Origin of the sequence: Nonomuraea sp. GTA35 (assembly GCF_041950525.1) — a bacterium.
In the GTDB taxonomy this organism is placed as follows: domain Bacteria; phylum Actinomycetota; class Actinomycetes; order Streptosporangiales; family Streptosporangiaceae; genus Nonomuraea.
This window is the reverse complement of sequence record NZ_JBGNUV010000005.1, coordinates 236,327-249,712: the sequence shown is the minus strand read 5'-3', so window position 1 is coordinate 249,712 and position 13,386 is coordinate 236,327. Positions and strand designations below refer to the sequence as shown.

At 71.1% G+C, this 13,386-nt stretch carries 12 protein-coding genes; 9 read left to right on the top strand and 3 right to left on the bottom strand.

All coding sequences use genetic code 11. From position 1 onward, the window contains the following. The first annotated feature begins 10 nt into the window (after positions 1–10). The 4 genes from ACBJ32_RS24365 to ACBJ32_RS24350 all read left to right on the top strand — a co-directional run bounded on the left by ACBJ32_RS24365 (position 11) and on the right by ACBJ32_RS24350 (position 5,227). Complete coding sequence (locus tag ACBJ32_RS24365; protein WP_375128656.1) at positions 11–2,134, top strand: acetate--CoA ligase family protein; 2,124 nt, start codon at positions 11–13, stop codon at positions 2,132–2,134. A 163-nt stretch (positions 2,135–2,297) separates the two neighbouring features. Continuing rightward, on the top strand, positions 2,298–3,704 hold the full coding sequence (locus ACBJ32_RS24360; protein WP_375128655.1) for an Nramp family divalent metal transporter: 1,407 nt from the start codon (positions 2,298–2,300) through the stop codon (positions 3,702–3,704). Positions 3,705–3,769: 65 nt separating this feature from the next. Next, positions 3,770–4,240, top strand: coding sequence for a hypothetical protein (locus ACBJ32_RS24355; protein WP_375128654.1), 471 nt, complete (start codon positions 3,770–3,772; stop codon positions 4,238–4,240). A gap of 12 nt (positions 4,241–4,252) precedes the next feature. Continuing rightward, positions 4,253–5,227, top strand: coding sequence for a TerC family protein (locus ACBJ32_RS24350; protein WP_375128653.1), 975 nt, complete (start codon positions 4,253–4,255; stop codon positions 5,225–5,227). 57 nt (positions 5,228–5,284) lie between these two features. Here the strand turns inward: ACBJ32_RS24350 and ACBJ32_RS24345 are convergent, their stop codons facing one another. The 3 genes from ACBJ32_RS24345 to ACBJ32_RS24335 form a co-directional block, all read right to left on the bottom strand. After that, positions 5,285–5,467 carry a hypothetical protein gene (locus ACBJ32_RS24345; RefSeq protein WP_375128652.1) on the bottom strand — a complete coding sequence of 61 codons (183 nt, stop codon included), beginning with the start codon at positions 5,465–5,467 and terminating at the stop codon, positions 5,285–5,287. Between the two features lie 148 nt (positions 5,468–5,615). Further along, complete coding sequence (locus tag ACBJ32_RS24340) at positions 5,616–6,353, bottom strand: GntR family transcriptional regulator (protein ID WP_357870801.1); 738 nt, start codon at positions 6,351–6,353, stop codon at positions 5,616–5,618. Between the two features lie 153 nt (positions 6,354–6,506). Then, positions 6,507–7,895 (bottom strand): hypothetical protein, encoded by a 1,389-nt coding sequence (locus ACBJ32_RS24335; protein ID WP_375128651.1) that lies wholly within the window; start codon positions 7,893–7,895, stop codon positions 6,507–6,509. Positions 7,896–7,985: 90 nt separating this feature from the next. On the opposite strand from ACBJ32_RS24335, the gene sucC reads away from it, so the two are divergent. The 5 genes from sucC to gcl are packed head-to-tail and all read left to right on the top strand — an operon-like array spanning position 7,986 to position 13,328. Further along, positions 7,986–9,119, top strand: a complete 1,134-nt coding sequence (sucC, locus tag ACBJ32_RS24330; RefSeq protein WP_375128650.1) for an ADP-forming succinate--CoA ligase subunit beta — start codon at positions 7,986–7,988, stop codon at positions 9,117–9,119. Beyond that, positions 9,120–9,992 (top strand): succinate--CoA ligase subunit alpha, encoded by an 873-nt coding sequence (gene sucD, locus ACBJ32_RS24325; RefSeq protein WP_357870810.1) that lies wholly within the window; start codon positions 9,120–9,122, stop codon positions 9,990–9,992. Further along, the gene (locus tag ACBJ32_RS24320; RefSeq protein ID WP_357870813.1) at positions 9,989–10,753 is read left to right on the top strand and encodes a TIM barrel protein; all 765 of its coding nucleotides are present in this window, start codon (positions 9,989–9,991) and stop codon (positions 10,751–10,753) included. The genes sucD and ACBJ32_RS24320 overlap by 4 nt, the downstream gene beginning before the upstream one ends. Next, positions 10,750–11,610, top strand: coding sequence for an NAD(P)-dependent oxidoreductase (locus tag ACBJ32_RS24315; RefSeq protein WP_357870816.1), 861 nt, complete (start codon positions 10,750–10,752; stop codon positions 11,608–11,610). The genes ACBJ32_RS24320 and ACBJ32_RS24315 overlap by 4 nt, the downstream gene beginning before the upstream one ends. Further along, a complete protein-coding gene (gene gcl, locus ACBJ32_RS24310; protein WP_375128649.1) occupies positions 11,607–13,328 on the top strand; it encodes a glyoxylate carboligase in 1,722 nt (573 codons plus the stop codon). The genes ACBJ32_RS24315 and gcl overlap by 4 nt, the downstream gene beginning before the upstream one ends. Positions 13,329–13,386: the final 58 nt, after the last annotated feature.

Sequence of the window (13,386 nt, the reverse complement as noted above, 5' to 3'; positions counted from 1 at the left end):
GAGCGCGACCATGAGCGCAGCGGCCGCCAGGGAAGTCATCGAGAAGGCACTCGCCGAAGGGCGTAACGCCCTGACGGCTCCGGAGGGCCGCGAGCTGTGCCAGGCGTACGGCATCGCCACCCCGGGCGAAGGGCTGGCCACCTCGGCGGACGAGGCGGCGCGGCTGGCGGTGGAGATCGGGCTCCCGGTCGTGCTGAAGATCGTCTCGCCCGACATCCTGCACAAGACCGACGCCGGCGGCGTGCTGGTCGGCCTGAGGAGCGAGGAGGAGGTGCGGCAGGGGTACGAGACGATCCTGGCCAACGCCCGCGCCTACAACCCCGACGCGAAGATCGACGGCATCCAGGTGCAGCAGCTCGTCGGCGGCGGCCACGAGGTCATCGTGGGCGCGGTCACCGATCCCACCTTCGGCAAGGTGATCGCGTTCGGCCTCGGCGGCGTCCTGGTCGAGGTGTTGAAGGACGTGACCTTCCGACTTGCCCCGGTTTCGGGTGATGATGCGCTCAGGATGCTGGACGACATCAGGGCGGCCGAGGTGCTGCGCGGTGCTCGCGGGGCCGAGCCCGCGAACAGGCAGGCGCTGGCGAGCTTGATCGAGCGCGTCGGCAGGCTCGTCACGGACATCCCCGAGATCGTCGAGGTGGACCTCAACCCCGTCTTCGCCGACGCGAACGGCGCGGTCGCCGCCGACGTGCGCATCCTCATCGGCGAGCCGCAGCCCGAGGTCGAGCGGCTGCCGCGCGAGGAGATCCTGCGGCAGATGAAGCGCATCTTCAAGCCGCGCTCCGTCGCCGTGATCGGCGCCTCGGCCGAGACCGGCAAGATCGGCAACTCGGTCATGAAGAACCTCATCAACGGCGGCTACCAGGGGCACATCTACCCGATCAACCCCAAGGCCGACGAGATCATGGGGCTCAAGGCGTACAAGAGCGTCGCGGACGTGCCCGGCGACGTGGACGTGGCCGTCTTCGCGATCCCCGCCAAGTTCGTCGCCGCCTCGCTGGAGGAGGTCGGCGAGAAGGGCGTCGCGGGCGCGATCATGATCCCGTCCGGGTTCGCCGAGACCGGGAACGTCGAGGGCCAGAAGGAGATCGTCGAGATCGCCCGCAGGCACGGCGTGCGCATGCTCGGCCCCAACATCTACGGCTACTACTACACGCCGGAGAACCTCTGCGCGACCTTCTGCACCCCGTACGACGTGCGCGGCAGCGTGGCGCTGACCTCCCAGAGCGGCGGCATCGGCATGGCCATCCTGGGCTTCAGCCGCACCACCAAGATGGGCGTCTCGGCCATCGTCGGCGTCGGCAACAAGGCCGACGTGGACGAGGACGACCTGCTGACCTTCTTCGAGCAGGACGACAACACCAAGGCCGTGGCCATGCACCTGGAGGACCTCAAGGACGGGCGCGGCTTCGTCGAGGCCGCCCGCCGCGTGGTCAAGGAGAAGCCGGTCATCGTGCTCAAGGCCGGGCGCACCGCGATGGGCGCGCGGGCCGCGGGCTCGCACACCGGCGCGCTGGCCGGCGACGACAAGGTCTACGACGACATCCTGCGCCAGGCCGGCGTGGTGCGCGCACCCGGCCTCAACGACATGCTGGAGTACGCCCGCGCGCTGCCGATCCTGCCGGCGCCCAAGGGCGAGAACGTCGTCATCATCACCGGCGCGGGCGGCTCGGGCGTGCTGCTGTCCGACGCCATCGTGGACGCGGGGCTGACCCTCATGGACATCCCCGACGACCTGGACAAGGCGTTCCGCGCCTACATCCCGCCGTTCGGCGCGGCGGGCAACCCCATCGACATCACCGGCGGCGAGCCACCCTCGACCTACGAGAACACGGTCCGCCTCGGCCTGAGCGACGAGCGCATCCACGCGCTCGTCCTGGGCTACTGGCACACGATCGTGACGCCGCCGATGGTCTTCGCCGAGCTCATCGCCCGCGTGGTGGCGGAAGAGCGGGCGAAGGGCAACGTCAAGCCGGTCGTGGCGTCACTGGCCGGCGACACCGAGGTTGAGGAGGCCAGCGAGTACCTGTTCGAGCATGGCGTGGTCGCGTACCCGTACACGACGGAAAAGCCCGTGGCGGTCCTCGGTGCCAAGTACCGCTGGGCCAGGGCGGCCGGGCTGCTGGGCTAAGAGCCGAGCTCCAGCAGCACCAGGCGAGGGGGCAATTCGGGGCGCAGAGGAAGGCAACAACCCCCCAGGAGGTCCGTAGGTGGACACATCGAATACACCACCGGCGACGGCCACGCCGCCGGTCGAGGATCAACGAGTATGGAAAGCGGGCCGGCTCGAGCCGATGCCCATCAGGAAGCTCCCCGACGCGCCTCCCTCGGTGCACATTCTCGGGCCGACGGTGTTCCTCGTCGCCCTGGGCGTGGGCATGGGCGAGTCGTACATGTGGCCCCGGCTGGTGCTGCTGTTCGGGCCCGAGATCAGGTGGCTGTTCCTGATCGGCGTCACCCTGCAGGCCGTGGTGATGCTGGAGATGGCCCGCTACGCCATGGCCACGGGGGAGAGCATCTTCTCCGGCGCGGCCAGGGTGTTCAAACCGCTGATGTGGTTCTTCTTCATCGTGGCGATCGCCGTCTACATCTGGCCGGGACACCTGTCGGCCGGAGCGGCGGCGTTCGAGGAGATCACCGGAATACCCTGGATGGTGACCGCGATCGCCGGGTTGATCCTCGTCGGCGTGGTCTTCACCCTCGCCAAGGTGATCTACAACCTGCTCGAGAACGTGCTCTCCCTGCTGATCGGTGCGCTCGTGCTCGGCACCGCCGTGGTCGCGGCCATGGTCGGCTCCTGGGGAGACGTGGTCACCACGATCACCGGCATGTTCTCCATCGGCTACCTGCCGGCGGAGGCCATGACGGCCGCCTGGTTCCCCGTCATCGTCGGCGCCTGCGCCTTCGCCGGCCCTTCGGGCATGCAGCAGATGTGGTACACGCTGCACCTGCGTGACTCCGGCGCCGGCATGGGCGCGCACCAGCCGAAGATCCGCGGGCTGCGCCACGCGGGCGAGGAGGAGGAGCGGCCGTCCCGCGGGTTCATGTTCGACACCGAGGACCCGGCCGAGATGGCCAAGTGGAAGGGCTGGCGGCGCTGGGTCACCTTCGACGCGCTGCTGCTGTTCTGGGGCATCACCATGCTGGTCACGATCTCCTTCACGGTGATCGCGCAGGCGGCGGTGCGGCTCGACCCGGCCGTGCGGACGGCCATTCAGGGCGACGACCGGGAGGTGGCGCTGACCGCGATGTCGAACGCCGTCTCCTCGGCGGGCAGCTCGGTTCTCGGGGTCGTTTTCCTCGGGTTCATCGCGCTGATCGGCCTGAACGCGACGCTGGGGCTGTTCGACTCGTTCTCGCGCGGCCAGGCGGACATGACCTACAACTTCATCCCAGGGGCGAAGAAGCTGGGCATGTCGAAGCTGTACGCCGTCTTCCTCTGGGGCGTGATCCTGTTCGGCATCCTGGTCCTGCTGTTCGGCCCCGCCGACGGTCCCAGCGGGATCCTGGACACGCTGGCGTTCCTGTCGACGTTCGCGATGGGCGCGTACTGCGTGACCCTGCTCCTGGTGAACAACCGCATGCTGCCCAAGCCGATCAGGCCCAGGTGGTGGTCGAACGTCATCATCGGCTTCGGCGCGGTGTTCTACCTGGGGATGCTGCTCTACAGCCTGTTCGCCTACGGTGTGGTCGTGGGCTGATGGTCGGACGGCACAGCCTCGAACTCGCCCTGCCAGGGGCGTCTATCGGAGCCGTCGCCGGAGCCATGGCCGGTGGGCTGACCCTGCTCGCGGGGCAGTCCACCGGCATGGCGGGGCTCGCGGCGCTGGCGCTGGCCACGCCGCTGGCCCTCTTCGGCGGTCTCTACAGCATGCTGCTCGGCCACGGCGTCTTCCGCCCCGGCACCTTCGGCCCCGTCGGCCTGTACTGGATGGCCGCCTTCCCGGTGTCCAGGCTGGCCCAGGAGATCCTGGCCCCGACGGGCGGCCTGCTCGAAGGAGTGGGGCCGTTCCTGGCGTACCAGGCGATGATCGCCCTCGGCTTCGCGATCGGCTTCCTGTGGGTGCACGAGCGGTTCATGCCGCACTGGCTCATGCGCAGGGCCGGCGACAACCCGCTCGCCGGGGAACTGCTCGAGAAGTACCTCCGCTTCGCCCGGATCGTCGGCGCGCGCAAGAGCGCCCGTAAGAGTGCAGGGAAGAGTGCAGGGAAGAGTGCAGGGAAGGGGGGCAGGTAGATGGTCCCGGCGATGGATCTGCCGTTCTGGGTCTGGGCCGCCACCATCGGCGGCTTCTGCCTGGTGCTCGCGCTCGACTTCTGGCTCGTGGCCCGCAATCCGCACGAGCCCAGCTTCAAGGAGTGCGTGGGCTGGGTCTCGTTCTACGTGGGCCTGGCCGTGGTCTTCGGCGTGGGACTGCTCCTGCTGTCCGGGCCGGCGCACGGAGGGGAGTTCTTCGCCGGCTGGATCACCGAGTACTCGCTCAGCGTGGACAACCTCTTCGTCTTCCTGCTGATCATGAGCCGGTTCCAGGTGCCGCGGCAGTACCGGCAGAAGGTACTGCTCATCGGCATCATCCTGGCGCTGGTCATGCGTGGCGGCTTCATCGCCGCCGGCGCGGAGGCCGTCGCCAGGTTCGACTGGCTCTTCTACGTGTTCGGCGCCTTCCTCGTCTACACGGCGTGGAAGCTGATCGGGCACGAGGAGGAGGAGGCGGAGTTCTCCGAGAACATCGCCCTGCGCACGGTGCGCCGGGTGCTGCCGACGACGGACACCTACCACGGCGCCCGGTTGACCGTGCACCACGGGCGCAGGATGGTCACCCCGATGCTGATCGTGATGGTCGCGATCGGCACCACCGACCTGCTGTTCGCGCTGGACTCGATCCCGGCCATCTTCGGGCTCACCAAGGAGCCCTACCTGGTGTTCACCGCCAACGCCTTCGCCCTCATGGGGCTGCGGCAGCTCTTCTTCCTCATCGGGGGCCTGCTCGACCGGCTGGTCTACCTGAGCAAGGGGCTGTCGGTGGTGCTGGCGTTCATCGGCGTGAAGCTGATCCTGGAAGCCCTGCACCACGACGGGGTGTCCTGGGCGCCGGAGATCCCGATCCTGGTCTCTCTCGGGATCATCCTCGGCACTCTCGCCGTCACCACCATCCTCAGCTTGGTGAAGTCGTCTCGCGACGCCAGGAGGAAGGTGGAGGAGCCGGAAACCGCCGATCGCTGAACGGGCCGCGCGCGGGGGCCGGTGGCTGCTTGTGGGTGGCCGCCCCCCTGCCGCGGCTCAGTGACGCGGTTGCTCGCGGACCTCGTGCTCCTGCTGCGCGCTCCACTGGCGCAGGTAGCGGTCCGCCTCGTCCGCCGAGTAGTGCTTCCTGAGCGCTGCGCTCAGGCCGAGGCCGATGGCTCGGCCGTCCGCCGCCTGGCCCAGAGGATCACCACGGAGAAAGCGCCACAACGCCTTCACGGTCATACACCTCCGATCGGTATGGCTCCCACCCTCTACCCGGGGTGTTTCGGAGCATGTGGATTTCTGTGAACGTCAGGTCAACCCCGCCGTCGGGTCACCCCGGGCCGGCAGGTCACCCGAGCTGGTGGGGCACCGGGCCGGTGGGTCACCCGAGCCGGCGGGGCCTGCGGCGGCGCGCCGGCTTGGGAGCTGGCTCCGCGGGCTCGCCCTCCCGCTGCTCCATGTACGAGGCGCGGGTGTGCTCGGTGTGCTCCCGCATGATCTTCGCGGCCTTGCGCTCGTCGCCGGCCTCGATGGCGTCGATCAGCGCCTTGTGCTCGTCCCACGACGCCATGCCGCGCTGGCGGGCCACCGGCGTGTGGTACCAGCGCACCCGCCTGGCCACCTGGGCGGCCAGCTCGGCCAGCACCTTGTTGCCCGACAGCGCCGTCACCAGGGTGTGCAGCTCGGAGTTGGTCGCCACGGCGCCGTCCACGTCGTCGGACTGCACGGCGGCGATGCCGCGGGCGCACAGGGCGCGCAGCCGCTTCACGCCGTCCTCGCCGGCGTGAAGCGCGGCGAGCCGGGCGGACTCGGTCTCCAGCAGCGTGCGGACCGCGAGGAGCTGGTCGGCCTCCTCCACGGTGGGCACGTGCACGAACGCGCCCTGGCCCGGGTGGAGATCGACCCAGCCCTCGCCGCTGAGCTGCTGGAGCGCCTCGCGTACGGGCTGCCTGGAGACGCCGAGCAGCTCGGCCAGCTCGCTCTCGACCAGATGCTGGCCGGGCTTGAGCTGGCCGGAGACGATGAGCTCCTGGATGGCCTCGATCACGCTCTCCCTGAGCGTGGCGGGGCGGGGAATCTTGGGGGCCGCCGTCTGACCGGCCTGATCCGACAGCAACATGGTGACGTCTCCAGGTATGGGTGCTTTTACGGTTTTTGGTCGACTGCCTACAGCATACCGTCTGGGGGTTATCCGCGTTCGTGAGTCTCGTCACAGAGCGTCGCGTCACAGCCCGTTGTGTTACAGGGCGTCGCCCCCTGGGCTGGGACGGTGTCACAGCGGGATCGTGGCGGGCAGGCCCGGGATGCGCAGGCGCGGCGTCGCCAGGGCGGGCAGGGCCGCCAGCGCGGCCGCGGCCAGCAGGGCGCCGCCGGGGGCGGTCAGCGCGGCGAGGGCCAGGGACACCGCCACCACGCCCGCCACGGCCTTGGCGCTGTAGACGACCGCGTGGATCTCGGTGGCGCGTTCGGTGCCGAACAGCTCGCGTACGAGGCTGGCGAGCAGGGGGTAGAACGCCCCGCCGCCCAGCCCGGCCGCCACCGCCCCGAGCCACAGCAAGGGGGTGCCCACCGTCGCCTCCGGCACGGCGACGGCCGTCCCCTGCGCCGCGTTCTGGACGGCCACCGCCAGGAGGACCTGGCCCAGCGCCAGCGCGCCGAAGACGCCCGCGAGGACCCGGCGGCGGCCGAAGAGCTCGGCCGCGCGCATGGCCGCCGACCTGCCCGCGCCGTTCAGCGCCACCAGCAGGGCCAGCGCGCCCCAGGCGCCGGTGCCCGCCACCACGATCACGTCGAACACGGACACCGCTCCCGCGCACACCAGCATCAGCGCGAGCGCCGGGAGCGTGCGCGTGCGCAGCGCCTGCGCGAGCCCGAACTGCTTGACCGCCTCTGGGGAGGTACGCAACCTGGCCGCGTCCAGGGCGTGCGTGCGCGGGTCCACGTCGCCGGGCCACCACTGGGCCGGCGGGAGCCGGAGGTGGCGGGCGGCGGCGGCGATGACGGCCGTGGCCAGGACGGCGCAGACCAGGAAGGCGGCCGGGGCCATGCTCGGCGCGATCCCGGCCCAGAGCAGCAGGGGCACCGCGCCGTACCCGAAGGCACCGGTGATCAGGCCGACGCGGGCGGCCGGGCGCTCCGGGTACCAGGAGGAGACGACCTCGCCGCAGACCCCGTAGACCAGCCCCGCCCCCAGCCCGCCGAGCACGGCGTAACCGGCGAGCGTGAGGAGCCCGCCGGTGGAGAGCAACGCCGCCAGGTCGCCGGCGCCCGGCATCAGGGCGGGCAGGCCGGCGGCGCCCGGTGCCGACGGGCCGTTGCCCGGCACCGGCCCGGACGGGCCGGGGACACCGGGCGCCAGGGCCGCGGTGACCAGGCCGAGGCCGCTCAGGACGGCGCCGGCCGACAGGCAGGCGCGCACGCCGAGCCGCCCCCGCCGGACGAGGTGGAGCGCGGGCAGGGCACCCGCGGCCTGGCAGGCGATCCAGATCGCGAGCAGGGTCAGCCCGGAGGCCTGCCTGGCGTGCAGCGCGGCGTAGCCGTACTGGAGCGGGCTGATCGCCGCCATCGCGGCCAGGGCCAGCCGGAACATGCGGGTGCGGTCGGCGGGGACCGGCCCCGGACGGTACGACCGCCCCCGCCAGTCCTTAATTGCATTCTCCATACTGTATGGAATATCCCGCTATACAGACCCCTGTCGAGACCCTAGACGGAGGATACTCCATACGGTATACCGTCTACAAAGGAGGCTCGAATGGACCTGTACGAATACCAGGCGAAGGAGCTCTTCGGGCGTCACGGGATCCCTGTTCCCGCAGGCCGGACCGCGGCCACCCCGGCCGAGGCCCGCGAGATCGCGGCAGGGCTGGGCACGCCCGTTGTCATCAAGGCCCAGGTGAAGACCGGTGGACGGGGCAAGGCAGGCGGGATCAGACCGGCGGCGGGGCCGGTCGCGGCCGAGGCGGAGGCCGATCGCGTCATCGGAATGGACATCAAGGGGCACATCGCGCGCCGCGTGCTGGTGGAGGCCGCGACGGTGCCGTTCGAGGAGTACTACGCGGCCTTCCTGGTGGACCGCGCCGAGGGCGGGTTCCTGGCGATGGTGTCGGGCCAGGGCGGCATGGAGATCGAGGAGCTGGCGGCCACCGACCCCGACGCCCTCGTGAAGCTGCCGATCGACCCCGTGACGGGCGTGGACGCCGACACGGCCAAGCTGCTGGCGGCCAAGGCCGGCCTGCCAGAGCAGGCGGCCCCGGTGCTGGAGAAGCTGTGGCGGGTCCTGATCGAGGAGGACGCGCTGCTCGTCGAGGTGAACCCGCTGATCTGCACCACCGACCAGCGGATCATGGCGCTCGACGGCAAGGTCACCCTGGACGACAACTCGGCCTTCCGCCACCCCTGGGAGGGCTACGCCGAGAGCACGGACAGCTTGGAGGACCGCGCCAAGGCCAAGGGGCTCAACTACGTCAAGCTGAACGGCACGGTCGGCGTGATCGGCAACGGCGCCGGGCTGGTCATGAGCACGCTCGACGTGGTGGCCGGGGCGGGGGCCGACCCCGCGAACTTCCTCGACATCGGCGGCGGCGCGTCCGCCCAGGTCATGGCCGACGGGCTGGAGATCATCCTGGCCGACCCCGACGTGCGCTCGGTGCTGGTCAACGTCTTCGGCGGCATCACGGCCTGCGACGCGGTGGCGAACGGCATCGTCACCGCGCTGGAGCTGCTCGGCGAGCGCGGCCACGGCACGCCCATCGTCGTACGGCTGGACGGCAACAACGCCGAGGTGGGCCGGCGCATCCTCAGCGATGCCCGCCACCCGGCGGTCCGCCAGGTCGCAACCATGGACGGCGCCGCCGAGATGGCGGCCAGACTCGCGGCAGGTGCGTAAATGGCGATCTTTCTGACCAAGGACAGCCGGGTACTCGTCCAGGGCATGACGGGCGCGGAGGGCACCCGCCACACCGCCCGCATGCTCGCCGCCGGCACCGACATCGTGGCCGGGGTGACGCCCGGCAAGGGCGGCCGGTCGGTGGACTTCGGGGAGCGGACGGTGCCGGTGTTCGGCTCGGTCGCCGAGGCGGCGGCGGAGACCGGGGCCGACGTGTCGGTGATCTTCGTGCCGCCGCGCTTCACCGCCTCGGCCGTGGAGGAGGCCGTGACGGCGGAGGTGCCGCTCTGCGTGGTGATCACGGAGGGCGTGCCGGTGCACGACGCCGTGCGCTTCCGCGCCCTGGCGGGCGGCCGGACCAGGATCATCGGGCCCAACTGCCCCGGCCTGATCAGCCCCGGCCAGTCCTCGGCCGGCATCATCCCCGCCGACATCACCTCCGCGGGCCGCATCGGGCTGGTCTCGAAGTCGGGCACGCTCACCTACCAGCTCATGTACGAGCTGCGCGACCTCGGCTTCTCCACCGCCGTCGGCATCGGCGGCGACCCGGTCATCGGCACCACGCACATCGACTGCCTCCAGGCGTTCCAGGACGACCCGGGCACCGACGCCATCGTGATGATCGGGGAGATCGGCGGCGACGCCGAGGAGCGCGCCGCCGCCTACATCGCCGCGAACGTCACCAAGCCGGTCGTGGCCTACGTGGCGGGCTTCACCGCCCCCGAGGGCAAGACGATGGGCCACGCGGGCGCGATCGTCTCCGGCTCGTCCGGCACCGCCCAGGCCAAGAAGGAGGCCCTGGAGGCGGTCGGCGTGCGCGTCGGCAGGACCCCCTCGGAGACCGCCCGGCTCATGCGATCGGTGCTGTCATGAGATTCGACGTCAACCTCTCCATCCTCTTCACCGACCTGCCGCTGCTGGAGCGCCCGGCGGCGGCGGCCAAGTGCGGGTTCGACGCGGTCGAGCTGTGGTGGCCGTTCGACGGCCCTGACCCCGGCGGCGCGGCCCTGGCGGAGCTGCGGCAGGCCATCGAGGAGGCCGGGGTGCGCCTCGTCGGGCTCAACTTCGACGCCGGCGACATGGCGGCGGGCGAGCGCGGCCTGCTGGCCAGGCCCGAGGGCTCGGCCCGCTTCCAGGCCAACATCGACGTCGCCGTCCAGCTCGCCGGCGAGCTGGGCTGCCCGGTGCTGAACGCCCTGTACGGCAACGGCCCCGGCACCGACAGGGAGCTGGCCGTGGCGAACCTGCGCAGGGCGGCGGACGCGGCCAGGGGCATCGGCGCCACCGTGGTCGTCGAGGCGCTCAACTCCCACGAGAACCCGCTCTACCCGATCACCTCGGCGGGCTCGGCGTTCGAGCTCATCGACCAGGTGGGCAGGGACAACGTGGCGTTCCTGGCCGACCTCTACCACCTGCACCGGATGGGCGAGGACGTGCTCGCGCTCATCGACCGGCACGCGGGCCGGTTCGGGCACGTGCAGATCGCCGACGATCCCGGCAGGGGGCGGCCGGGGAGCGGGCGGATGCCGTACCCGGAGATCTTCGCGCACCTGGAGGCGGCGGGGTACCGCGGCCACGTCGGCCTGGAGTACCGGCACGAGGGGCCGGGCGCGTTCGACTGGAGGCAAGGATGAACATCGGGTTCGTCGGCTTGGGGATCATGGGCAGCCCGATGGCCGCCAACCTCCTCAAAGCCGGATATGTCGTGACCGGTTATGACGTGAGCAGCGAGCGCCTCGGGCAGCTCGTCGCCCTGGGCGGCAAGGCCGCCACGGGCGTGGTGGACGCGGTCGCCGGCGCGGACGTCGTGATCACGATGCTGCCCGACTCGCCACAGGTGGAGCAGGTCGCGCCGCTCGTCATCGAGTACGGCAAGCCGAACCTCCTCTACATCGACATGAGCACGATCAAGCCCGAGACCTCCCGGTGGGTCGCCAGGCGGGCCGCCGAGGCCGGCGTACGGGCCCTGGACGCCCCCGTCAGCGGCGGCGAGCGCGGCGCGATCGACGGCACCCTGTCGATCATGGTCGGCGGCGCGCCGGAGGACGTCGAGGCGGCCAGGCCCGTCCTGGACCGCCTCGGCGTCACCGTCGTGCACGTCGGCCCGGCCGGCGCGGGCCAGACCGTCAAGGCCGCCAACCAGCTCGTCGTCGGCGGCATCTACGGGCTCGTGTCGGAGGCGATCGTGCTGCTGGAGGCCTCGGGCGTGGACCCGGCGCAGGGGCTCGACGTGCTGGCCGGCGGCCTGGCGGGCTCCCGGATCCTGGAGCTCAAGCGGCACACCATGGTCAAGCGGGAGTTCGTCCCCGGCTTCCGCATCGACCTGCACCACAAGGACATGGGCATCGCCCTGGCCGCGGCCCGCGAGGCCGGCGTCAGCCTGCCGCTCACCGGTCAGGTCGCCCAGCTCGTGGCCGCGGCCAGGGCGCAGGGCCACGGCTCGCTCGACCACTCCGCCCTGCTCAAGGTGATCGAAAGGCTGAACGCGTGAAGAAGATCCCCTGCATGGAGGCCGTGGTCCAGGTGCTGGAGTCGGAGGGGGTGGACACCGTCTTCGGCATCCCCGGCGCGGCCATCCTCCCGCTCTACGCCGCGCTCCAGAACAGCTCGATCCGGCACATCACCGTACGCCACGAGGAGGGCGGCACCCACGCGGCCGACGGCTGGGCCAGGGTCACCGGGAACGTCGGCGTCTGCATCGGCACCAGCGGCCCCGCCGGCACGAACATGATCACCGGCCTCTACACCGCGCTGGCCGACTCGATCCCGATGATCTGCGTCACCGGGCAGGCCGTGACCTCCAAGCTGCACCAGGAGGCGTTCCAGGCGGTGGACATCGTGGAGATCGCCAAGCCGGTGACCAAGTGGGCGGTGCAGCTCAAGGAGCCCGCGCAGGCGCCGTGGCTGTTCAGGGAGGCGTTCAGGGTCGCCCGGTCAGGACGGCCCGGCCCCGTGCTCATCGACCTCCCGCTCGACGTCCAGCGCGGTTCCTGCCGGTACGACCCCGCGCTGGACGCGCCGCTGCCCGTCGAGGTGCCCCGCCCGCTGCCCAAGGCCGTCCGGGCGGCCATGGACCTCATGGAGGAGGCCAGGCGGCCGATCATCCTGGCGGGCGGTGGCGTGATCATCGGCGACGCGACCGAGGAGCTGCGGGCGCTGGCCGAGCACCTGCAGGTCCCGGTGCAGGTCACGCTCATGGGCAAGGGGGCCTTCCCCGAGGACCACCCGCTGTTCGCCGGGATGGCCGGCATACAGACGCAGACGCGGTGGGGCAACGCCGCGTTCCTGGAGAGCGACCTGGTGCTGGCCGTGGGCGCCCGCTTCGGCGACCGGCACACCGGCGACCTCGACGTCTACCGGCGGGGGCGCAAGTTCGTGCACGTGGACATCGACCCCATGCAGATCGGACGGGTCTTCGAGCCCGACCTGGGCGTGCTCGGGCACGCCCGCCCGGTGCTGGCCGAGCTGCGCGACGAGGCGCGCCGCCGCGGCGGGCCGAGGGAGCCGGGCAAGTGGCCGCGCAGGGTGGCCGAGCTGCGCGGCACGATGGGCCGCAGGGACGACTTCGAGGACGTGCCGATCAAGCCGCCCAGGGTGTTCAAGGAGATCAACGAGTACTTCCCGCGGGACACCACGTTCGTCACCGCGATCGGGCTGTACCAGATCTGGTCCGGCCAGTTCCAGACCACCTACCTGCCGCGCCGCTACCTGGTCTGCGGGCAGGCGGGGCCGCTGGGCTGGGAGGTGCCCGCCGCCATGGGGGTCAAGCTCGCCCATCCCGAGCGGCAGGTCGTGGCGGTGGTCGGCGACTACTCCTTCCAGTTCCTGATGGAGGAGGTGGCGGTGGCGGCACAGTACCGGGTGCCGTTCGTCATCGTCATGATCAATAACGAGTACCTGGGGCTGATCAGGCAGGCGGAGCTCCCGTACGGCATGAACTACGCCGTCGACCTGCACTACGGGGAGGGCGGCATCGACCATGTCAAGGCCATGGAGGCGTTCGGCTGCCCGGCGCGCCGGGTGGAGCTGCCCGGCGACATCCGCGACGCGCTGGCCTGGGCCACCGCCGAGGCCGCGGACAAGAGGCTGCCGGTGCTGGTGGAGGTGATGGTGGAGCGCGAGGCGAACGCCGCCATGGGCCCATCGCTGGAGTCCGTCAAGGAGTTCGAGCCGCTGCCCGAGCTCATCACCGCCGACTGGTCCGACTGAGATCCGAACGGGATGCGACCGCGATCTGATCGAATCCGACCAAGATGCGACTGAGGAG

Excerpts from the sequence above, each read along its gene's own strand:
- sucC (WP_375128650.1), top strand. The coding sequence starts at position 7,986 with ATGGACCTGTACGAATACCAGGCGAAGGAGCTCTTCGGGCGTCACGGG.
- ACBJ32_RS24355 (WP_375128654.1), top strand. The coding sequence starts at position 3,770 with ATGGCCGGTGGGCTGACCCTGCTCGCGGGGCAGTCCACCGGCATGGCG.
- ACBJ32_RS24350 (WP_375128653.1), top strand. The coding sequence starts at position 4,253 with ATGGATCTGCCGTTCTGGGTCTGGGCCGCCACCATCGGCGGCTTCTGC.
- sucD (WP_357870810.1), top strand. The coding sequence starts at position 9,120 with ATGGCGATCTTTCTGACCAAGGACAGCCGGGTACTCGTCCAGGGCATG.
- ACBJ32_RS24320 (WP_357870813.1), top strand. The coding sequence starts at position 9,989 with ATGAGATTCGACGTCAACCTCTCCATCCTCTTCACCGACCTGCCGCTG.
- ACBJ32_RS24335 (WP_375128651.1), bottom strand. The coding sequence starts at position 7,895 with ATGGAGAATGCAATTAAGGACTGGCGGGGGCGGTCGTACCGTCCGGGG.
- ACBJ32_RS24365 (WP_375128656.1), top strand. The coding sequence starts at position 11 with ATGAGCGCAGCGGCCGCCAGGGAAGTCATCGAGAAGGCACTCGCCGAA.
- ACBJ32_RS24360 (WP_375128655.1), top strand. The coding sequence starts at position 2,298 with ATGCCCATCAGGAAGCTCCCCGACGCGCCTCCCTCGGTGCACATTCTC.
- ACBJ32_RS24340 (WP_357870801.1), bottom strand. The coding sequence starts at position 6,353 with ATGTTGCTGTCGGATCAGGCCGGTCAGACGGCGGCCCCCAAGATTCCC.
- ACBJ32_RS24315 (WP_357870816.1), top strand. The coding sequence starts at position 10,750 with ATGAACATCGGGTTCGTCGGCTTGGGGATCATGGGCAGCCCGATGGCC.